Genomic DNA, 20,161 nt, shown 5'->3' with positions numbered 1-20,161 from the left:
CCGCTCAAGGGGCCGTCTCCGGCTCGGGAAAAGTGATGGTGGTTTCCCCGCCCCCGCCTCGGAAAATCCCTAGATCCTGCACGTCAAAAAAGGTCACATAAAACATGAAGCCAAACAACATCAGGGCGCACCCAGTCTGCACGATCTCGAGAAAGCGCAAATTGATGGCCCGTTTGGTAATCATCTCATAAAGCGACATCGTGATGTGCCCTCCATCCAAGACCGGGAAGGGCAGCAGATTCATGAGAGCGAGGTTGATATTCAGCACCACGCTGAACCACAGCACCAAGCGCCAGCCATCCTCCTGCTGGAACAGGCGATAAAAAATGTTTCCGATGGCGATCGGCCCCCCCAGGTGCTGCACCGAAATATTGTTGTTGCTGGAAAAGAGCCCGCCGATCATGCGCCCCATCATGGTGAAAGAGTCCGCCACCATGACAGCCGGATTTTGATGGACGACCCGGGTTTCCGCCTGCAGCCGTTCCCATTGGATGCCGATCATGGGAGGCGGTTCTTCCTCCGGGGCGGGCGAAACTTGGGGCACGACCGGCGTCACCGAAACCGAAAGGACCTCACTGCCCCGCCTGACCTGCAAGTCGAGCGCCTCTTCCGGGGATTCCCGGATCAGATTGGCGAGCGAGAGGGCGCTCAAGATCGCTTGCCCGTTGGCGCCCACGATCTCATCTCCAGGACGCAGGCCAGCCAGCTCGGCCGGACCATTCTTCATAATCTCCCTGATCTTGGTCTCCGTAATGGGCCCCAGCCCGACTTGCCGGATTCCCGCGCGTTGGTAGATCGCCTTGTCCTCGGTTTTCCAGCCGGAAAGGATGGTCAGGGTCTCCTCGCCCCGCTGGACTTGGAACTCAATGGTCTCTCCTTCGCTGAAGGCGATCCGTTCGATCACACTGTCCAAAAGCCCGGACCAACTCCGGATCTCGGTGCCGTTGATACGGAGGATCTCATCGCCCGGTAAAAGCCCCGCCTCCTCCGCGGGCGAATCCGTGTCGACGAACCCAATGGTGGTGGCACCCGGCACCTCCACCGGCCGACCCACGGCCCACACCAGAACCGCGCAGACACAAGCCAGCAGGAAACTGAAAAGCGGGCCAGCAAAGGCTACTATGATTTTATCGATCGGCTTGATGGGCGGCAGGTCTTGGTATTCCGATTTCCCCTCAAAGGTCTCCATCGGTGCCATCTGAGGCAGGGCCACAAAGCCCCCCGCCGGGATGCTTCCCAGGCCCCACTGGACCCCGTTGATGGTTTTCTTCCAGATCGGCTTCCCAAACCAGATCTGGAATTTCTCCACCCGCAGGCCTCTCCAGCGGGCCGCCCAATAGTGACCCAGCTCATGAACCACGATCATGAGATTGAAGACCAGCAGCACCAACACCAGGATGCCAAGGCCTTGGAAAAGAGAGAGAAGGACACTCACGGTATCAACTATACAAACTACGCCCAGAGGCGCAATGGCCGGTCTCTTTGGGGGAATTTTGTTGCTGGCGGGAAGCTCTCTTGAGAAAATTGCGTTCCCCCCTCTCACACGCTCCCGCCCCCATGACCCTCCGCCCCCTCTTTCTCTTCAGCCTGCTCCTCGGGACCTGGGGCAGCGGTGGGAAGGCGGGGGCCGACTACTTGGACGAGATCGGCTTCACCGAATTGCAGGAGCAACTGGGCGACGCCCTTCCGGATGGAAGCGGCATCCCCGTTCTCCAAACCGAGGCCGCCTTCAGCGGCCAATACCTCCCCCAAGACGCCAGCGGGGAGTCCTCCACCGCCTTCAGTGGGACGGGGAACTTGGCGGACAAAAGCCTGCTGGCCCTCTCCGGGCTGACCGGGAAAAGCAATCACTCCGCCCGCGTGGCTGATCATTTCTATGGCAACCGAACCGAAGCCGCCCTCGGGAATGCTGGCCTCGCTCCCGGGATCTCGGACATCGCCGTCATCCTGGCAGGCGACTTCATCAACGCCGCCGACGACGGACTCGGCCGTCTCGTGCAATCCCACGCCTGGATTGGAAGCAGCTCCAATGACAACCTCGTCCTCCGCGGGTTCGACTACGCCATCGCCCAAGAGGGCATCTTCTCCGTCATCGGCGTCAACAACAGCTCGGGCAGCAGCGTCCCCCAACTCTTGGCCCCCTCCTACAACTCGCTCGCGGTCGGGCGCAGCGATGGCAGCCACAGCCGCAACGGCACCCCGGACGATCTCGACGGGCCCGGACGCCAAAAGCCCGAAATCGTCGGCCCGCTCGACACCACCAGTTGGAACACCGGCCTGACCGCCAGCGCCGGGGCTCTCCTCTTGAGCGCTCTCGGCGAAAGCGACCGCGACCCCCGCCTCATCAAAGCCCTTCTCCTGGCCGGCGCCACCCGCCTGGAAGACGCCTTCTGGGAGGCCGGCGAAACCTGGAACCAAAGCGAAAGCGCGCCCCTCGACCCCGTCTTCGGCGCAGGCCAGCTCAATATCCTGCGCGCCTACCAATCGCTGTCCGGGGGGCCCCTGGTCGAGAGCGGCCCCAGCAATCTCCGAGGATGGTCGCTCCTCTCCCTGAGCGAGTCGGGCACCTCCACCCGCTCGCTGGAAGTGCCTGCCGGGACCGTGGCCGGAGAGCTTTCCATCTCGCTGGTGTGGCACAGCCCCGTGCGGGCACTCGGGCCCCTCTTCCCGACCTACCTCCGGCAGGAACTTCCCAATCTTCGCCTGAGCTTGGCAGCCGACGACGGATCCCCCGTCGCCACCAGCGATTCCGCCGATCTAAATTTGGAACTCCTTTGGTTGCAAGCGCTCCCAGCTGGCACCTACGACCTCGAAATCGGCAACCAAAGTGACAGCACCGTGGCCTGCGCGCTCGCCGTGTGGTCCTCCCTCCGACTGACAGCCCAAGTCCGCGTCCTTCCCCAGGGAGAGAATGCCACCCAAATTCAACTGACCGACCTGGCTCCCGGCAAATCGCACACCTTGGAGCGTTCTCCTGACCTGGAAACTTGGACCGAAGTCGCCACCTTCGTCCCAAGCGTCTCCAGCCAACTCCTGACTGACCCCCAATCCACCGCCCCCGACCCTCCCCAGTTCTATCGCCTCCTTCGAAACGAACTCTGATACCAAGCTGCAGAATTGGCTGGTAGAATGGCCGAGTGGATTTATGGCCGAGTGGATTTCGGGCCAGACCAAGGCGCGACGGGGGCGCGGTGCTAGCACCGTAACCGAGAAGCAACGCAGGGCTGGCTCGAAAGACTCTGGCTCTCCCTTCCCCGCCCTTCAGCGCCTCTTCCCCACAACACCTTCCCTCCATTCTTCCAGTGAATTCTGGAGCTTGGTATCAGGCAGAGAGAATCGAGGATCACCGATTCAGCCAAAAAGCACCTCCCACCCCAGCCGAAGGGCGACCAAAAAGACCAGCCCACCCGTCCATCGTTTCACCAAGCGCTGGGAAAACCAGCTCGCTCCGCAGCGGCTCCCCAAAAACCCGCCCACCAACACCACCCCCGGCAGCCACCAAAAACCCTCACTCGGTGGCCCCGCCCAGTCCCCTTGGACCGCCTGGCCCAGCAAGCCCGCCAGACTATTGGCAAAAATGAAGGCCGAGGCCAAACTCGCGATCTCCTTCGGCTGCCCCCAGCGGAGGGCATGCAAAACCGGGGCCAAAAAAATCCCCCCGCCGATGGCGGCCAGCCCTGCCCCATAGCCGACCCCTCCGCCCAGAGCCAGGCCCACCAGCCAGCGCTGGGCAGCCGAGGCCAAGTGACTGCGATCCGGCCCCGAGTCCGGCGCTTTCTCGAAAAACAAAAGCAAGCCCGAAAAGCCCAGGCCCACCGCCAAGACCGCCCGAAAGCCCTCGGCCGAAATCGGAGTCATCCCACCCAAAAAAGCCAGCGGAACCGAAGCCACCAAAAAGGGCCAAGCCCACCGCCCCCTCCAGTGCCCGTGCCGCCAAAACTGCCAGCATCCCTGGGCCGTCACCAGCAGATTGCAGACTCGCGAAAGCACTTTGAGCGGAGCGGGCGGCCAGCCCGCCAAGCTCAGCAAGGCCGTGTAGCTACTGCCCCCGCCCAAGCCAGCCGCCGCATGCACGAAGGCAGCCACCAAAAAGGCCAGCAGAAGCCACATGGAATCCTCCCCGCTCACCCAGAAGCATTTTCCACCCAGCTGGCTGGCGCGCCCTCGTAGTGCTCCTTTTTCCAGATGGGAACGCGCTCTTTGATCTCATCGATGGCTAGGCGACAGGCCGCAAACGCCGCCCCCCGATGGGCCGAAGCCACTCCCACCCAGACCGCCAGGTCCCCCACCTGCAAGTGCCCCACCCGGTGAACCGCCACCACCAGCTCCAGTCCGAAACGCTCGCGCACCTCTGCCAAAATCCGCTCCCCCTCCTTCACGGCCAAGCCCTCGTGGGCGCTGTATTCTAGCGACTGCACGGCCTGCCCCCCCTGGTGATCGCGGACCACCCCGGTGAACTCCACCACCGCACCGGTCCGGGAATGGACCAAGCGCCGCCGCAAACTCGGGCAGTCGATGGGACGGCTCCAAATCTCAAAACTCATCTCTACCCTCCGGCAAAAGGCGGCAAAAAAGCGATCTCGGCCTGGGCCAGAGGCGCATCCCCCCAGTGGGCAAACTCCTCATTCTGCGCTACCCGCACTCGACTGCGATCCAAGCTGAACCCGTAGCGCTCTCGCAGCCGCTCATACAGCTCCCCCAGCGAGCCAAACGCCCCCTCCAAGGTCTCCTGCGTCTTGCCCGCCTCTTCCGCCAACTGCGCGAAGTAAGACACCTGCAAGCGAGCCCAAGGCATACGCAGCTTGTCCTCGACCGCCGCCGCCTCGTCCGGCGTGTTGACATTGTCGAGCGCCCCCGCAATCGGCAAAGGCAAAAGCTCCACCCCCAGCTCCTCAATGACACTCCGCGGACATCGTTGGCCCGCGGAAAAAGCCCGCCGAACCGTCTCCCCCGCTTCCGGCTCATAGAGCGCGCAGAGCGGCTCACTCTTGCCATCGAAATCGCTCTCAAAAGAAACCACCGGCCGCCCTCCCTCGCGCGCTCCCAGAAGCGCTTGCAACAGAGTTGGCTGCACGTAAGGCAAATCGCAGGCCACCACCAACCACGGGACCTCTGGGTAAGCCTCGAAGGCGGAGGCGATCGCCCCCAGCGGCCCCTCGCCGGGCTGGCGGTCGACCAGCTCCTTTCCCTGGGGCGACTCACTCGCCTCCCGCACGCTCAAAAAAATCTCCTGACAAAAGGGCTCGAGCAAAGCTCGGAGCCACTCCGTCTGCGGGAGACCGTGGTAGACGAGGGCCGCCTTGTCGCGACCCATCCGCCGACTGCGCCCCCCCGCCAGAATGAGACCGTAAGGAGGCGTCATCGCTGGTAATCGCTTTTGCCGCCCGTCTTCTCCTCCAACTGGAGTTCGCTGATCGTCATCCGCTGGCCCTGATACTTGCACAGGTCATACAAGGTCAGCGCCGCGACCGAAGCGCCCGTCAGCGCTTCCATCTCCACGCCCGTCTGCCCTTGGCAGCGGCAGGTGCAGACCACTTTCAAACTGAATCGCTCCGCTTCGGGCCGGACCTCCACCTCGATCTTCTGCAAGGCCAAAGGGTGGCAGTGAGGAATGAGATCGGGCGTCTTCTTGGCCCCCATCATGCCGGCCAAACCCGCGATCTCCTCCAAGCGACCTTTTTTGACCCGGAAATTCTCAGCCGCCAACTGAGCGAACACCCCCGGCTGAAAAACAATCCGACAACTGGCCCGCGCCACCCGCGCCGTGACCGCTTTCGCGGAGACATCAGTCAGGGAAGTGGTGCTCATAGCCAAGGTCGGAAGGGAAAGGACTCGCCCGCTTCCAAAGTGCGGGCTTCCGGGGGAAGTTCAAGAAATCCCTCACTTCGCAAAAGGCGCATCACCTCGCCGGAATTGCCGGCTGGTTCCGGTCGCACCCCCGCCCCCTCCCGGGAAACCGGCAGAAACCGCGTGAAGTCCGAAGGATTCTCAAAAGCGGCCGTCAAGGGCCGCTCCTCAGGCCGCTCCACCCAGCCCATTTGCCGGTGAATCCAAGGCAAAACGTGCCGGTGGAGCCCGACCAAGGCACTCTGCGGATTGCCCGGCAGCCCGAAGACGAAACAGCCAGACTCCCCCTGCCTCCACACCCCCATCGGCTTGCCCGGCCGCTGTCGCACGCCATGAAAAAGCGGTTCCCCTAAGAGCTCGGTCAGGAGAGGAGCCACGTAATCGGCCGGGCCGACCGAAACCGCCCCCGTCACCACCAGCACCTCCGCCTCATCCAGCGCGGCCCGCAAGGCCCCTTCCACCGCGGCCGGCGCATCCTCGACCGTGGGAAGCTCCTGGCTGGGAACCCCTGCCCGCCACAGCGCCGCCCCCAGGGCTGGGCCATTGGAAGCATAGATCGCCTCGGCCGGCTTGGCTTGCCCTGGTCGGACTAACTCCTTGCCCGTGCCCAAGAGCGCAAGGCGTGGTCGCCTCTTGACCACCACCTCGGCCCGGCCACACGAAGCCACCGCCGCCATCTCCCGGCTCCCGAGGAGAGACCCAGCCGGAAGAATCCGCTCCCCTGCCACCGCGTCTGAGCCCATTTTTTGGATGTAGGAAAGGGGGGGGATCGCACCCGTCCAGCGCACCTTCTCCCCCTCCTGAGACAGCCCCTCCTTGGGCAAAACTTGGTCCAAGCCCGCCGGGACGGCCGCGCCGGTCGCCACTCCGAGGGCCTCGGTCTCTTGCTGGAAAGGCGGACGCTCGGCCGCCCCGGCCGCCCGATGCCCCACCAGCCGCCAGCTTCGTCGCCCCGCTTCGAGCGAGGCGCGCGACACGGCCACCCCATCCATCATGGCCCGGTCAAAGGACGGAAAGGGAAAGGGCGCGTGGAGCGGTTCTCCCAAAATCCGGCCGGCCGCCTCGGCCAAACACACCTCGACCGTGCCCCAGTCCCGACCCTCGCTCGCGAGCAAAGCATCCACTTCCGCGACGTTGACAAGCTTGCCCATCAGGGCGGACTGTAAAAACGGATGAAACCCGCGCAAGCAGCAGTCGCTTCTCCGCCCGCGCTCGACCAGCTAGGTCGCCCCCTGCGCGACCTGCGCGTCTCTCTCATCGACCGCTGCAACCTCCGCTGCCCCTACTGCATGCCGCGGGAAATCTTCGGGGCGGACTACCCCTTCCTGCCCTCCTCGGCTTGGCTCTCCTTCCTCGACATCGAGCGCATCATCCGCGCCTTCGTGCCGCTCGGCCTGCGCAAACTCCGCCTCACTGGAGGGGAGCCGCTGCTTCGCCCGAAATTGCCCGAACTCGTCGCCAGCTTGGCCGCCATTCCCGAGTTGGACGACCTCGCGCTCACCACCAATGGCGTCCGCTTGGAGGCTCTGGCCGCGCCCTTGGCCGAAGCGGGCCTGCATCGCGTCACCGTCAGCCTCGATGGGATGAGTCCCACCTCCGTTCGCCACCTCAGCGGAGAGCGCCTCCGCAGCCCGGAGCCAGTCTTGCGTGGCATTGATCGCGCTCGGTCCCTCGGCCTCGGCGTCAAGGTCAACACCGTGGTGCGGCGCGGCGTCAATCATCACGAAATCGTCCCTCTGGCCCGCCACTTCATCGAGCGGGGCCTCCCCCTGCGCTTCATCGAATACATGGACGTCGGCAATAGCAACGACTGGAAGCGAGAGCAAGTCGTGCCCACCAAAGACCTCCACGCGCAAGTCTCGGAGCACTGGACCCTCGAACCGCTCGAGGCCGCCTATCGTGGGGAAGTGGCCCGTCGCTACCGGGTGCTCGACGCCGCCCCCGGCGCAGAAATCGGCTTCGTCTCCTCCATCAGCGAGCCCTTTTGCCGGGACTGCAATCGAGCGCGCCTCTCGGCCGAAGGCCAGCTCTTCACCTGCCTCTTCGCCTCCCGGGGGACGGACTTGCGTCCCTGGCTGCCCTGCGCCGACGCCGAACTCTCCCAGCGCCTGCGCGCCCTCTGGTCCGGACGCAAAGACCGCTACTCCGAAGAGCGCGCCGAAGGCAAAGCCGTCCAGAAAGTGGAAATGGGCTACATCGGCGGATAAAGCTGCCTCTGAAACCGAAAGAGCCCGCCTAAGAAGTCTGGACCCGGACGGGGCCCGATTCCAACTGCCTCCCCGCCTCCACCCGGGCCCAAAGGTCCGCCTCGAGCAACTCCTCCAAGGTCGAACCCCGACCCACCGCATGGGTCTCCATAACCTGGCCCACCAGACGCCAGATGCCGGGAAAGGAGAGTCGTCCCTCCAGAAAAGCCGCCACCGCCACCTCATTGGCGGCATTGAGAACAGAGGGCAGCGTGCCCCCCTGGCGGCCGGCTTCCCTGGCCAAGTCGAGCGCCGGAAAATCCTCGGTCCGAGGCGCCTCGAAGTCGAGTCGAGCCAAGCGCGCCAAGTCCAGCCGCTCGACCGCCGCTTCCACCCGCTCCGGCCAAGTGACCGCATACTGAATGGGAAAGCACATATCGGTCACGCTCAGCTGGGCCAGCAGGGAGCCGTCCACCGTCTCGACCAGAGAGTGAACGATGCTCTGCGGATGGACCACCACCTCCACCCGCGCCATCTCGATGTCGAAGAGCCAGCGGGCCTCGATCATCTCCAGGCCCTTGTTGAAAAGCGTCGCTGAATCGATGGTGATTTTCTGACCCATCTCCCAAGTCGGGTGGCGGAGGGCTCTTTCAGGAGTGACCGCCTCCAAATCCTCGCTCGGCGTTTCCCGGAAGGGCCCCCCCGAAGCGGTCAAAATGAGCCGAGCCACCTGCTCGCGCTCCATTCCGGCGAGACATTGGAAAATGGCGTTGTGCTCGCTATCGACCGGAAGGACTTGCACCCCTTGATGCCGGGCCGCGGCCATCACGATCTCCCCCGCCATCACCAAGATCTCCTTGCTGGCTACGGCAATGTCCTTGCCCGCCTCGATGGCAGCCAGGGCCGGCCGCAAGCCCTCCACCCCGATGATCGAGACCAGCACCAAGTCCGCCTCCGGCAAAGTCGCCAACTCACACAGTCCCTCCACCCCCTGGTGGCGATTGGCCTCCGGGAGGGCCGCGGCGAACTCCTCCCGGAGCGCGGTGCTGCCCAAGCCGACCTCGCGCACCCCGAACTCCGCCGCCTGCTGGGCCAGCCCGGGCAGGTTCCGATTGGCCGCCAACCCCACCACCTGCATCCGTTCAGGAATGCGGCGGGCCACTTGGAGCGCGCTCGTGCCGATCGAGCCCGTGCTGCCCAGGATGACCACCTTCCGCTGCCGGGGTTCAGACATAGCGGAAGACGAAGAGCTGGAGGTAGAAATACATAAGCGGCGCCGTGAAGCAGATGCTGTCAATGAGGTCGAGGACCCCGCCAATCCCGGGCAAGACCCCCCCGCTGTCCTTGACCTGCAAGGTCCGCTTCATCATGGACTCGGCCAAATCTCCCACCACCGCCATGAGACTGATGAGCAAACCCATCACAAAGACATGCAGCCAAGTCATTCCCCAAAGACGGTCTTGGAAAATCCAGTAAATGAGCGCCCCACCGAGGACGCCAAAGACGATCGATCCAGCAAACCCTTCCCAAGTCTTCTTCGGACTGATGCTGGGCGACATCTTGGTGCGGCCAAAAGCCATCCCGGTCAGAAAGGCTCCCATATCAGTGAACTTGGTCGCCACCAGCAGAAAGAGAATGTAAAGCTGCCCCGAAGTCGCGCCCACCTCCTCCACCTTGGGAAGATAAAGCAGCCGCGTCGCGAAATTGAACAGGAAACAGGTATAGAGCACGGCAAAGACCGAATGCATGACATCCCAAATGGACCGCTCCTCCCGGAAGCGGCCGCTCAATTGGAAAATGAAGGCGCCGATCATCAGGAGCACCAACATCCCGGTATCGAGCTGTCCCACGACCGGGTCCCCCGTGAGATGGAGCCAGGCATACATCGCTCCCAGGTAGAGTAGGCCACTCAAAAAAGAGAAGACCCGCAGGGGAGACGGCACCTGGGGGCCGAGCATCAAAAGATACTCCCACAAGCCCAGCAAAGAAATGCCTCCCAAGATCAGGAAAAAGAGCCAGCCTTCACTCAATAAGAGCGCCACCGTCACGAGCGCCCAGAGCACCAGCGTGCTGCACGTCCGCCTGAGAAGCGTTCGCCTCTTGCTCACGGGTTTCTCCTCCTGAGGGGCACGATCCGTATCAGCAGGCGGGGCAGGCGGCGTCATGAAAAAGTCAAACTCGGGGTGGGATCACGCCAGCCTCATCCGCGGGCGCCAGGCGGGTCGGCTTACTCCTCGGTCCCGGTCGCCTCGGGAGTGGGAGCGCTCGCTTGATGCAAGGCCAAAAGCTCCGAGACCGTGACGAAGCGAAACCCCTTCCCGAGCAATCGGTCCAAGGTCGAAGGCATGGCATCGATGGTGGGAGCGTGGATGTCATGGGCCAGGATGATCGAGCCATTGCGGGTGCCCTTGACAATGCGGTCCGCCACCACGGCCGCGCCAGGTCGCGTCCAGTCCCGCGGGTCCACGTCCCACAAAATGGTGGGGTAGCGATACTCCTCCATGATCCAGGCTCGCTGGTAGCGGGAAAGCGCGCCGTAAGGCGGTCGCATCAGAGTGGGGGTCACCCCGCAGGCTCGTTGGATGGCGTCGCGCGATCCATCGAGTTCCCGGCGCACCCCGTTCTGGGAGAGCTGGGTCAGATTGGGATGGTTGACCGTGTGGTTGGCCACCTCGTGGCCCTCCGCCACCATCCGCCGGATGATGCCCGGGTAGGCGTTGGTGTTCGAGCCAACCACAAAAAAGGTCGCCGTGATGTTGCGTCGCTTCAGAATGTCCAAGAGACGCGGGGTATTCGTGGGATGCGGACCATCGTCGAAAGTCAAGGCCACGAAGGGCCCGGGGACATTGGCTCGCGACCACGTGATCTGCCTGCCATCGGGGGTGTAATTGCCCCGCACCACGATGTCGGGATTCCTGCGGACCGGGCCATCATACTCAATGGCGCGTCGGGCCCGGGCATTCGAATTCCGCCCCTGACCGTCCGGCTTGCTCTCATCGCTCACAATGACCGCCGGACCATCGCTGCCGCCCCGTCCTCGACAACCGCCCAGGGAGAGAAGGGGAAAGATCGAGAGAGCGATGAGAAGGACAGTCCGCACAGGTTGGGAAATCATTGCTAAGAAGGCTCGGGAAAAAAGGTGGCCGAACATATCAGACCAAGGCCAGACCGATAGAAAAAATCTCAGAACGGAAACGCCCCCCGGGAAGTTCCCCCTCGTCGACTCTCCCTCCCTGCCCAATATTCTCATTTTTGATAGAATTATCTGTTCTTTTTCTGAATTTCTATAAATTTTGGATTGACCAATCCTCACGGGATCGGTTATTCTCATTCCCAACACGCAAAGTCATGAAGAACGCTCCTCTCACTTTGATCCCTCTCGCCCTCGTGGTCTTGAGCCTTCCTGCTTTGGCCATCGAGCCGGGCGATCGCCTCCTGGTCCCCACTGCCATGGGCGCTTCTCAGGAAACGAATTCCCTCCTGGGAGCAGCAGTTTCTCAAGTGACGATTGCTGCGGCCGCCGTCGACCAAGAGCCCACCGTGCTGGCCGCCGAAGCGGGCGACCGGGTGCTCATCCCGACGGCCATGCAAGCCCACCAACCCGAGGATGCCCTCGAACTTTCAAAAAAGGTGGAGGACGACATCGAACGCGCCCCTGGGATGCTTCTCAACATCGTCGAGGATTACATGCTGCAGTTTCCCCAGTATGCCTGCGAGATCGTGAGCACGGCCATCGTCTCGGTAGAAGGTTCGGCCGAAATCGTGAGTGAAATCGTGGCGGCTGCCGTCTCGGCCTACCCCACACAGGCCCCCGTCATCCAGGCCTGCGCCATTCGCAACGCGCCCTACGCGGAGGCGGAAATTCGGGGTGCCATCACGCGCATCTTAGGCAATGACCCGAGCGCCATCACAACCGGGGGCAAAAACGGCTTCAAAAGCTCGCCCAAAGGACCCAAGACCCTGATCCCGACTCCTCAAGAAGCGGGCCCGGAGACCCCCGCTCCCACTCCCTTGGGCTTCGGCCCATTCTTCCCACTCTTTCCCGGAGGATTTGGGAATGGCTTTGAGTTCGAACAGCCGAACCCGAACACGCAAACCCCGGTCAACCCGCAGTAAACTTTGGAGAGATTGCTCCCCTGACCTGTCACGGGAACACGATGCGTTATACCAAGGTCCAGAATTGGCTGGTAGAATGGCCGAGTGGATTTCGGGCCAGACCAAGGCGCGACGAGGGCGCGGTGCAGGCACCGTAACCGAGAAGCAACGCTGGGCTGGCTCGAAAGACACCGGCTCTCCCTTCCCCGCGCTTCAGCGCCTCTTCCCCACAACACCTTTCCTCCATTCTACCAGTGAATTCTGAAGCTTGGTATGATACCAAGCTGCAGAATTGGCTGGTAGAATGGCCGAGTGGATTTCGGGCCAGACCAAGGCGCCACGAGGGCGCGGTACAGGCACCGTAACCGAGGAGCAACGCAGGGCTGGCTCGAAAGACACCGGCTCTTCCTTCCCCGCGCTTCAGCGCCTCTTCCCCACAACACCTTCCCTCCATTCTAACAGTGAATTCTGGAGCTTGGTATGAGGCGGCCTCTCGAGCGATCAGGAACCAGAAAGCGAAACCTTCTCATCCTGATAGGTCCCCGCCGGAATCACGGCCACCTCGTCCCCCGGATTCTCAAAGGTCACCTCACCCTGACAACGGACCCCCTCGGCAAAGCGGGCCGGCCCTTGCACCGAAAGCCGTTGGCAAGCCGCCAAGGAGGGGACACCGGTCGCCAAAAGAGCGTCCAAGCCTTCCACTAGCTTGTAGTGCTTCTTATCTAGCTCGATGAAAGGAGGCTGGCCCTCTCGCTCGGCCACCAACTCCAACCGAAAGTCCTCCGTCACTTGAAAGGCGTCCGAGCGCAGCGCCAGCAGATCGGAGGTCAGCTTGACCGGGGCGAAACGAGAGCGGGGCACCTCCAGGGCCGTGGCGTCGCCAAAGCACTCGACCGCCGCCCCCATGGCCGTTTCCAGCTGGAAGACCGCTGGGGAATCGCCCTCTCGTGGATCGACCGTCTTTTGGTTGCGAATGCACGGCAGGGGAAAGATCCCGTCGTTGGCTTCGAGCGCCTCTTGTAGGCGATCCAGCCGAACCCAGAGATTGTTGGTATTGAAAAAGCGGTGTCTGGCAATGTCTTGGAAGCGCTCGAGGTCCTCCTCCGGACACTGCGCCACCTCCCGCAGCACCAGCTGCTCATCCGCCACCCGCACTGCCAAGTGCCCTCCTTTCTTATCGCTCTCGGTCCGCCGCGTCACCTCCATCAGAAACGAACTCTCGCTCTCGGCGAAATGGCGAAGAATGGCCGGATCCGGCCACGCCCCCAGATTGTCCGCATTGGAAATGAACGCATACTTCACGCCCTCAGCCAAAAGCGCCGCCAGCTTCCCGGAACCAGCCAAGGCCAGGTAGAGATCCCCGTGGCCGGGCGGGCACCATTCCAGTTCCGGTTGGGCCGCCCATTGGGCCGCCGAAAAATCAGAGGCCGAGAGCTTGGGGACCTTGTTTTGGACAAACTCCAGCTCCTCTGGGGGGCCCAGCTCGGGATGCTTGGCCAGCGCCGCCCGGGAGTCCTCGCTCGTCGAAAAACTGTTCATGAGCAGAAACCGCAGGGTGGGCGCCCCCTGGGCCCGCCGCCAGGCGACCTGCTTCGCGATCAGATCGAGAAACGATTGCCCATCCCGCACCTCCAAAAGAGACTTGGCCTTTGAAAGCCCCATACTCGTGCCCAGACCGCCGTTCAGTTTGATCACGACCGCTTGGGAAAGCAGCGAGTCATCGCCTTCGGGCAACTGGTCCGCACGAGGAAGATCGACCGCTGGGCGAATGCTGGCCTCGGGAATGTCCGTGCTGGAACCGGCCACCAGCGCCTGGTAGTTGCGCTCGAAGGAGCGAATCACGGGCTCGCCCAAACCAGCTCGGCGCATTTTTTCGGCGATGGGAGTGAAATCGGCCATGCCTCCTTCAACGTCATCTCACCGGGAGGTCAAGTGAACTCCTGAGGAAAGGAAACCCGCTCGTTGCTGGCCACCGCTTGCTGCAAACGCCGACTCATCTTCCCTCGCCACCAGCCCAAGCAGCCCCAAGCCAAGCCATGCCCTGCCAAGGAAAGCCAATACGCGGGGGCCAAGGGCAAGGTATCCGGCACCCTCATCTCCCGGAACACTTGGAAGAAGCAAAGCGTCACCGGATTCCACGCCAGGAGATAGACCGCCTGGGGCTCGATCAGCTGGGCCGAAATCAAGATCACCCCCACCATCGGGGGGAGAATCCAGCCCGGCACCACCAGAACAAACAAGCCTCGCGGGCCGAAGCACTCCCACGTCCAATGCGCCAGCCCGATGGCCAAAATCGGCACCAGAAGATAGGACCAAAAAGGCGTCCCAGAAGGCAGGGCCTCCGCCATCCGTGGCAGCCCGCTCAGCTCGCGGGCCAGCAGCCACCAGGCCAGCGATACCAGCCCAACGATTCCCAGCACATAGAGCCCACTCGGGGACTCATCGGCCGAAAGCGACAGCCGTTTCAGCGAACGCTTGCGAGCCCGGCGGAGACCGCGCAGGATCATTTCCCGGCCGGGGGTAATGGCCAGCGTGAGCAGCCCTCCCACCACCGTCACCAGCATGCCGAAGGACGCCAAAGCCACCAAGCCGATCAGGGCCGTCTGCCCCAAGGCCCCCCACCCCGAGGTCGTGCGCCACCAAGAAGCGGAGCGCAGCTCGAAGAGGGCTTCGCTTCGCACCATCGGGATGAGATGGCCGACCAAGAGCAGCAGCATGGCCGAGAACGCCCCCAGCGCGAAGTTCTTACCGAGAAGCAAGCCTGCCTGCCGGGCCCAGCGCCGCCGCACGATGGCAAACAACACCACCGCCAAGCCCGTCTGCAGCAGCAAGGAAAAAACCGCCTGCTCCACTTCCAGATGGAAAAGCGGCACCCCCTGCAACCAAACCGCGTCCCCGTCTCCCAGATCGAAATCGAGCAAGGATTGGAACTCGGCCAGGGCCACCGGCCGGACCGTGAGGTACTCAAAAAAAGAAATCCCCAAATCGGAAAAACGCGGCATCAGGAGATACAGAACCACCACCAGGAATTGCGTTCCCCGAGCCGCCATGGCCGAGCGCTTCAAAACCAAACCCGCCACCAACCCCGTGAGGTGATAAAGACAGGCCGAAGCGAAAAAGACGCTGTAAACGCGCAGCAAAGCACCCAAGGGGATGGCTCCGCCCACCGCGGTGGCCACCAAAAAGGGCACCGTCAGCAGGAAGAAGGCATACTCGCGCACCGGCAGGCCAAAGAGGTAGCCCAAGGCCTTGGTCGCGGGGGAAAGAGGCGTCAGGCGTTGGTAGTCCACCATGCCCTCCTCTCTCTCCCGGCCAATGCCGGACGCCACCGCCCCCGTGCCCATCAGCAGCAGCATGATTCCCTGCACCACCAGCAGGGGAAGAAGGGTGGCCCGGAAGCCCTCCCGCTGGGCGAGCGCCTCCCCCATCCCGGCCGAAAGCAAGCGCTCCCGCGTCAAAAGAAAGGACAGCAGATAGACAAAGCCCGTCAGCAGCAGCATGACCAGCCCCCAGCTGAAAAAAGACTGCCAGCGCAAGCGCGAGCGGACATAGCGCCGAAAAATCGGATTCTTCCACCAGGTCCCCTCTCTCACTCCTGCTCCCCCCCATCCAAGCTCACCAGGGCCTCCTCCAAGCGAGCCCGCTCCTCGGCGAAACTCTCCACCTGCAGCCCCCCCTCGACCAAGCGTCTCAGAAGCGCGACCTGCTCCTCTGCCTGGCCGGCGTAGAAAAAAATCGCCTCGCCCTCCTCTAGCTCCAAACCGGTCACCGCAGGGTCCTCTTGCACAAGCGAAGCCATCCGCTCCCCCGCCCTCGGCCCCGGCAAAAAGCGCACGCGGATCTTCCGGCCTTGGCCTGCCAAGCGATTGGCCACCTCATCGACTGGTCCCTCCGCCAAGAGCGCTCCTTGATGCAGCACCCCAATCCGGGTGCACATCTCAGACAGCTCGCCCAGGATGTGAGAACTGACCACGACCGCACGCCCCTCCTTGGCCCAGGCCTGGAGGGATTCCCGCAAAGCCAGGCGGGACAAGGGATCCATGCCACTGGCCGGCTCGTCCAGAATGAGCAGCTCTGGCCGATGCAGCATGACCTTGGCCAGCACCAGTCGCTGCTTCATCCCTCGAGAAAGGTCCGAGCACTTCGCCTGGCGTTTTTCGGTCAGGCGGACCGCTTGGAGAGACTCCTCGCTGCGCTCCGCTCTCTCCTGAGAGGAAAGCCCGTGGGCCGCTCCGAAGAAATCGAGAAATTCCCAGACCCGCAAGTCGCTCGGGACGGGTGCGAGATCGGGCATGTAGCCTAAGCGACTGCGAACCGCTGACGGTTCCTCGGCCAAGTCCAGCCCCCCGATCCGCACCTCCCCGTAGGTCGGCTCCAGCAGGGTCGCGAGCACTTTGAAGGTGCTCGTCTTCCCGGCCCCATTCGGACCGACCAGCCCGAAGACCTCGCCCCGCCGGATCTGAAGGGTGAGATCATTGACCGCCAGAGTCTCCCCGTAATCGACTCGCAGATCTCGCAGCTCGACCGCCCAAGGCGGGCCCTCGGAAGGAGGAGGAGGAGGAGGGAATTCCGCAGCAGCCGCCATCCAGCGGCGCTACGCTTGGCCCCCTTCTCCGTCAAGCGACCGTCTCCCCGAGCGCGACTCCGCTCTTGGCCCAGTCCAAGGAAGAGAGCAGGAAAGGAGATTTGTCGTTTGGCACCCGGAAAACCTGCTCCACCGTCTCCACCGAAATGAAACCCTTCCTCCTCGCCCTCTTGGTGGCTGGCTTGCCACTGGGCGGACTAGCAAGCGCCCCCAATGTGCTCTTCATCGTGGTCGACGACCTCAATGTCGACATCGCCTCCTACGGACACCCCTTGGTGCAGACCCCTCACCTCGACCGGCTTCGGGCGCGCAGCCTCCAGTTCAATCGAGCCTACTGCCAATACCCGCTCTGCAACCCCAGCCGCAATTCCTTCCTCTCCGGCCTCTACCCCGGCACCAGCGGCAACCTCAACAACGCCGATTCCCTCCGGGAACTCCTGCCCGATCTCGTCACCCTCCCCCAGCTCTTCAAAGAAAATGGCTACCGGGCCATCTCCACCGGCAAAGTCTTCCACCAGCGCGATCCCCAGTCCTGGACCCAGATTTCCGACCTCTACACCGGCGACCTTCTTCCGATGGACCGGGAACCGCGATTCTATCAGCAAGGACAAGAAAAACGGACCCGAGGCCCAGGAGCCATGCTGGGCGATGACACCGTGCCCTGGTTCCAATGGCGCTCCGTCACCGAAGGCGAAGAGTTTCTCAAGGACTTCCAAATCGCCCGCGCCACCATCCGGCGGGCGGATGAACTGGCAGCGGACGGGGTGCCCTTCTTCCTCGCGGTCGGCTTCGCCCGACCGCACGACCCCTTCTTCGCGCCCAAACGCTTCTTCGACCTCTATCCACTCGACTCGCTCCAGCTCCCCCAGACCCCAGGCGATGCCAGCACCGTGCCGGACTACGCCTTCTATCACGTCTTCCAAAAGGCCTTCCAGAACATGACCCACGAAGAAAAGCTCCGCGCCATGCAAGCCTACTATGCGGGCACCTCCTACATGGATGAGCAACTGGGTCGCGTCCTCGACCACATGGAGGCCAAGGGCCTGCTGAAGAACACCCACATTGTCTTCTTCGGCGATCACGGCTTCCAAGTCGGAGAGAAAGACTACTGGAACAAAGCAGTCCTCTTTGAGCGATCCTGCCGCGCTCCCCTCCTGATTTCCAGCCCCGGGATGGCGCAAGCAGGCCAGAGCACCGATCGCATCGTGGAGTTCATCGATCTCTACCCCACCTTGGCCGAACTCTGCGGACTGGAGCCGCCGGACCACCTCGAAGGGCTCAGCCTCGTCCCGCTCTTGCAGGACCCGAACGCGCCCCGACGAGAAATCGCCTACTCCTACTGCAATGGAGACCGCTCCGTGCGGGATCCACGCTATCGCTACACCCTCTGGAAACGAGGCAGCGAGGCCCTCTACGATCACCAGCATGACCCGGAGGAACACTACAACCTGGCAGACAACCCGGAATACGCCGCCGTCCTCACCCGCCTTCGCGGCCTCGTCGCCAACATGCCCGAACCGCCGAAATAGGCCGCTCACAAAACAAGGCCCGAGAGCTACCGCCCTCGAAAGCTTTCCAACCTCGGCAGAAGCGTTTCCGAGAGCACCAAGGCTCCATACTTGGCCGCCTTCAGCTCCTTCAGCTCCGGGTAAAGGGGGAGAGCGGCTTCCCCCAAACGGTCCAAGGCATTGAGAGCCGCCAAGGCCACATACTGGTCCGAAGAGGGCGTTTCTTGGTCGGCCAGCTCCAGCAAGACCGCCAGACCGACGGCCCGATCTTGGACCTCCCCATACTGGACGAGCGCCTCCGCCGTCGCCACCCGGGCCGTCGGAGCGCTCCCGCTTTCGCTGAAAGATCGCAGCTCTTCCAGGTGGGCGCGCCCCACCTCGCTCCCTCGGTTGAGAAAGCCCAAAGCCGCCCAGTATTGGATCGCTGGGTCCTCATCCTCCAAGCCAGCCAGCAACTGCGGCCCCGCTTCCGGGGACGTATCGGCTGCCAGCTCCGCCATCCTCCGGATCCTCTCAAGCTCATAGGCAGGCGATTGAGCCCACTCGTATGGCGATTGGTTCTTGGCCGGGCGGCTATGAATCTGGGCCTCGGGCAGGAAGCCGGTATCGCGGATGGATTCCTGATGCTGGTGCAAGGCGGCCAGGAGCCGATCGCGAATCGGACGAACCTGCGGATCCTCCGCCAGATTGTGAATTTGATCGGGATCCTCTTGCAGATCATAAAGCTCGATCGGAGGCTTGCGTTCCCAGTAGGTAGCCGGCGGCGGCTTGATCTGGCCGCTAGCGCTCAAGCGCTGCCACGGCCCCATCACCTCATTTTTGAAGAGCGTCGCGACATGTTGGCCATAGGGCAAGTGAGGCTGGTAATTTCGCAACAGTTGGTAACGCTCATCCCGCACCGTCCGCACCATATCGATCCGTTCATCCATCCGCCCCCGCGCGCCAAAGACATAGCGGGAAGGGGCTTTGGCAAACGGACCCATAAAGGGCTCGCCTTGCATCATCTCCGGCGCTTCGATGCCGGCCAGGCTCAACATGGTGGGCGCGATATCCACAAACCCCACCGGGCGCTCACTCACCCCACCCGGCCGATACTCCTCCGGAGCCAAATGGGCGCGAAACTTCTCCGGAATATAAAAAATCAGGGGAACGCGTAGACCAAAGTCCCTCGTGTGTCTCTTGCCGCGGGCCAGGCCGGGGCCGTGGTCCCCCCACAGCATAATGATGGTGTTCTCCATCAGACCCTGCTCTTCCATCGTCTCAAGCCAGCGACCGATCTTCGCGTCAAACTCCTCGATCCGTCGATAAAGCGCATGCCAAGCACGATGCATCTCGGGGATGTCCGGTTGGAAACCCGGAAGGTCGTAGCGGGGGAGGGTCTCCTGGCTCAGCTCTTTCATTTTGGCCCGCACCCCACCCTCATGGAGCTTGCCGTCTTGCAGCTTCATGAAGAATGGCTGCTTGGCGGTGGCCAGATCCGCCTGGCTGCTCCAGAGCCCTTTCACCTTCTTGATGGCGTAGTCCTCCTTGCCATGGTTGATGGTCTCATAGCCCTCTTCTTGGAGAATCTCGGGATACATTTTGGAACCCGGCGGGCGCGGGATCACCGAGCGCATATGCTGCCCACCCAGGCTCTCCGCATACATACCCATGGCCAAAGTGGTCCGCGCGGGGCGGCACACCGGAAAATTCGACCAAGCGATTTGGTAAGTCAGGCCCTGGCTGGCCAACCAGTCGATATGGGGCGTCTCCGCCCGCCGGGCGTGCTCTTCACCATAAGGACTCAACTGCGCCCCGAGATCCTCGCCGCAGATCCAAACGATGTTGGGCTTTTCCAACTCCGCCAACAAAGCAGTCGGGGCCGCCATAAAAAAGAAACCGAAAGGAACGAGTACAGAATGCTTCACGGGGCTGAGACAGACCTCGAGAGGCCTGACAAA

The 20,161-nt window shown here is 62.8% G+C and carries 17 protein-coding genes; 4 read left to right on the top strand and 13 right to left on the bottom strand.

The features are described from left to right. Window positions 1-4 precede the first annotated feature (4 nt). The gene (gene rseP / locus AAF555_01660; GenBank protein MEM6910264.1) at window positions 5-1,435 is read right to left on the bottom strand and encodes an RIP metalloprotease RseP; all 1,431 of its coding nucleotides are present in this window, start codon (window positions 1,433-1,435) and stop codon (window positions 5-7) included. 122 nt (window positions 1,436-1,557) lie between these two features. Between rseP and AAF555_01655 the strand changes: the two genes are divergently transcribed. Beyond that, on the top strand, window positions 1,558-3,102 hold the full coding sequence (locus AAF555_01655; protein ID MEM6910263.1) for a hypothetical protein: 1,545 nt from the start codon (window positions 1,558-1,560) through the stop codon (window positions 3,100-3,102). Between the two features lie 249 nt (window positions 3,103-3,351). On the opposite strand, the gene AAF555_01650 is transcribed toward AAF555_01655, so the two are convergent. The 5 genes from AAF555_01650 to AAF555_01630 are packed head-to-tail and all read right to left on the bottom strand — an operon-like array spanning window position 3,352 to window position 6,998. After that, complete coding sequence (locus AAF555_01650) at window positions 3,352-4,110, bottom strand: sulfite exporter TauE/SafE family protein (GenBank protein ID MEM6910262.1); 759 nt, start codon at window positions 4,108-4,110, stop codon at window positions 3,352-3,354. A 14-nt stretch (window positions 4,111-4,124) separates the two neighbouring features. Further along, window positions 4,125-4,544, bottom strand: a complete 420-nt coding sequence (locus tag AAF555_01645) for a molybdenum cofactor biosynthesis protein MoaE (protein ID MEM6910261.1) — start codon at window positions 4,542-4,544, stop codon at window positions 4,125-4,127. 2 nt (window positions 4,545-4,546) lie between these two features. Then, a complete protein-coding gene (locus AAF555_01640; GenBank protein MEM6910260.1) occupies window positions 4,547-5,362 on the bottom strand; it encodes an NTP transferase domain-containing protein in 816 nt (271 codons plus the stop codon). Further along, on the bottom strand, window positions 5,359-5,808 hold the full coding sequence (gene moaC / locus AAF555_01635) for a cyclic pyranopterin monophosphate synthase MoaC (GenBank protein MEM6910259.1): 450 nt from the start codon (window positions 5,806-5,808) through the stop codon (window positions 5,359-5,361). The genes AAF555_01640 and moaC overlap by 4 nt, the downstream gene beginning before the upstream one ends. After that, on the bottom strand, window positions 5,805-6,998 hold the full coding sequence (locus tag AAF555_01630) for a molybdopterin molybdotransferase MoeA (GenBank protein ID MEM6910258.1): 1,194 nt from the start codon (window positions 6,996-6,998) through the stop codon (window positions 5,805-5,807). The genes moaC and AAF555_01630 overlap by 4 nt, the downstream gene beginning before the upstream one ends. 21 nt (window positions 6,999-7,019) lie before the next feature. On the opposite strand from AAF555_01630, the gene moaA reads away from it, so the two are divergent. Continuing rightward, the gene (gene moaA / locus AAF555_01625; GenBank protein MEM6910257.1) at window positions 7,020-8,054 is read left to right on the top strand and encodes a GTP 3',8-cyclase MoaA; all 1,035 of its coding nucleotides are present in this window, start codon (window positions 7,020-7,022) and stop codon (window positions 8,052-8,054) included. A 28-nt stretch (window positions 8,055-8,082) separates the two neighbouring features. Here the strand turns inward: moaA and AAF555_01620 are convergent, their stop codons facing one another. From AAF555_01620 to AAF555_01610, 3 genes are all read right to left on the bottom strand, one after another. Next, the gene (locus tag AAF555_01620; GenBank protein MEM6910256.1) at window positions 8,083-9,267 is read right to left on the bottom strand and encodes a 1-deoxy-D-xylulose-5-phosphate reductoisomerase; all 1,185 of its coding nucleotides are present in this window, start codon (window positions 9,265-9,267) and stop codon (window positions 8,083-8,085) included. Then, the gene (locus AAF555_01615) at window positions 9,260-10,141 is read right to left on the bottom strand and encodes a phosphatidate cytidylyltransferase (GenBank protein ID MEM6910255.1); all 882 of its coding nucleotides are present in this window, start codon (window positions 10,139-10,141) and stop codon (window positions 9,260-9,262) included. Before AAF555_01615 ends, AAF555_01620 begins: the two co-directional genes overlap by 8 nt. Window positions 10,142-10,260: 119 nt before the next feature. Beyond that, complete coding sequence (locus AAF555_01610; protein MEM6910254.1) at window positions 10,261-11,148, bottom strand: polysaccharide deacetylase family protein; 888 nt, start codon at window positions 11,146-11,148, stop codon at window positions 10,261-10,263. A gap of 233 nt (window positions 11,149-11,381) precedes the next feature. Here AAF555_01610 and AAF555_01605 point away from each other — a divergent pair, with 233 nt between their 5' ends. Next, a complete protein-coding gene (locus tag AAF555_01605; protein MEM6910253.1) occupies window positions 11,382-12,149 on the top strand; it encodes a hypothetical protein in 768 nt (255 codons plus the stop codon). 480 nt (window positions 12,150-12,629) lie between these two features. Here the strand turns inward: AAF555_01605 and AAF555_01600 are convergent, their stop codons facing one another. Genes AAF555_01600 through AAF555_01590 form a run of 3 tightly spaced genes read right to left on the bottom strand, consistent with a single transcriptional unit; the run spans window position 12,630 to window position 16,713 of the window. Then, complete coding sequence (locus AAF555_01600; protein ID MEM6910252.1) at window positions 12,630-14,027, bottom strand: UTP--glucose-1-phosphate uridylyltransferase; 1,398 nt, start codon at window positions 14,025-14,027, stop codon at window positions 12,630-12,632. Window positions 14,028-14,056: 29 nt separating this feature from the next. Then, window positions 14,057-15,721: a hypothetical protein gene (locus tag AAF555_01595; GenBank protein MEM6910251.1), complete on the bottom strand. Its 1,665-nt coding sequence runs from the start codon at window positions 15,719-15,721 to the stop codon at window positions 14,057-14,059. Continuing rightward, window positions 15,718-16,713, bottom strand: a complete 996-nt coding sequence (locus AAF555_01590) for an ABC transporter ATP-binding protein (GenBank protein MEM6910250.1) — start codon at window positions 16,711-16,713, stop codon at window positions 15,718-15,720. The genes AAF555_01595 and AAF555_01590 overlap by 4 nt, the downstream gene beginning before the upstream one ends. 146 nt (window positions 16,714-16,859) lie before the next feature. Here AAF555_01590 and AAF555_01585 point away from each other — a divergent pair, with 146 nt between their 5' ends. Beyond that, window positions 16,860-18,242 carry a sulfatase gene (locus AAF555_01585; protein ID MEM6910249.1) on the top strand — a complete coding sequence of 461 codons (1,383 nt, stop codon included), beginning with the start codon at window positions 16,860-16,862 and terminating at the stop codon, window positions 18,240-18,242. A 26-nt stretch (window positions 18,243-18,268) separates the two neighbouring features. Here the strand turns inward: AAF555_01585 and AAF555_01580 are convergent, their stop codons facing one another. Continuing rightward, a complete protein-coding gene (locus AAF555_01580) occupies window positions 18,269-20,089 on the bottom strand; it encodes a sulfatase-like hydrolase/transferase (protein ID MEM6910248.1) in 1,821 nt (606 codons plus the stop codon). Between the last annotated feature and the right edge of the window lie 72 nt (window positions 20,090-20,161).

The organism is Verrucomicrobiota bacterium (assembly GCA_039027815.1).
Taxonomy (GTDB): domain Bacteria; phylum Verrucomicrobiota; class Verrucomicrobiia; order Verrucomicrobiales; family JBCCJK01; genus JBCCJK01.
The sequence above is the reverse complement of the archived record's forward strand: the minus strand, read 5'-3'. Positions and strand labels throughout refer to the sequence as shown.

Coding starts and splice junctions, on each gene's coding strand:
- AAF555_01630 (MEM6910258.1), bottom strand. CDS start 6,998: ATGGGCAAGCTTGTCAACGTCGCGGAAGTGGATGCTTTGCTCGCGAGC.
- AAF555_01650 (MEM6910262.1), bottom strand. CDS start 4,110: ATGTGGCTTCTGCTGGCCTTTTTGGTGGCTGCCTTCGTGCATGCGGCG.
- AAF555_01655 (MEM6910263.1), top strand. CDS start 1,558: ATGACCCTCCGCCCCCTCTTTCTCTTCAGCCTGCTCCTCGGGACCTGG.
- moaA (MEM6910257.1), top strand. CDS start 7,020: ATGAAACCCGCGCAAGCAGCAGTCGCTTCTCCGCCCGCGCTCGACCAG.
- AAF555_01585 (MEM6910249.1), top strand. CDS start 16,860: ATGAAACCCTTCCTCCTCGCCCTCTTGGTGGCTGGCTTGCCACTGGGC.
- AAF555_01620 (MEM6910256.1), bottom strand. CDS start 9,267: ATGTCTGAACCCCGGCAGCGGAAGGTGGTCATCCTGGGCAGCACGGGC.
- AAF555_01580 (MEM6910248.1), bottom strand. CDS start 20,089: ATGGCGGCCCCGACTGCTTTGTTGGCGGAGTTGGAAAAGCCCAACATC.
- AAF555_01610 (MEM6910254.1), bottom strand. CDS start 11,148: ATGATTTCCCAACCTGTGCGGACTGTCCTTCTCATCGCTCTCTCGATC.
- moaC (MEM6910259.1), bottom strand. CDS start 5,808: ATGAGCACCACTTCCCTGACTGATGTCTCCGCGAAAGCGGTCACGGCG.
- AAF555_01590 (MEM6910250.1), bottom strand. CDS start 16,713: ATGGCGGCTGCTGCGGAATTCCCTCCTCCTCCTCCTCCTTCCGAGGGC.
- AAF555_01645 (MEM6910261.1), bottom strand. CDS start 4,544: ATGAGTTTTGAGATTTGGAGCCGTCCCATCGACTGCCCGAGTTTGCGG.
- AAF555_01640 (MEM6910260.1), bottom strand. CDS start 5,362: ATGACGCCTCCTTACGGTCTCATTCTGGCGGGGGGGCGCAGTCGGCGG.
- AAF555_01600 (MEM6910252.1), bottom strand. CDS start 14,027: ATGGCCGATTTCACTCCCATCGCCGAAAAAATGCGCCGAGCTGGTTTG.
- AAF555_01605 (MEM6910253.1), top strand. CDS start 11,382: ATGAAGAACGCTCCTCTCACTTTGATCCCTCTCGCCCTCGTGGTCTTG.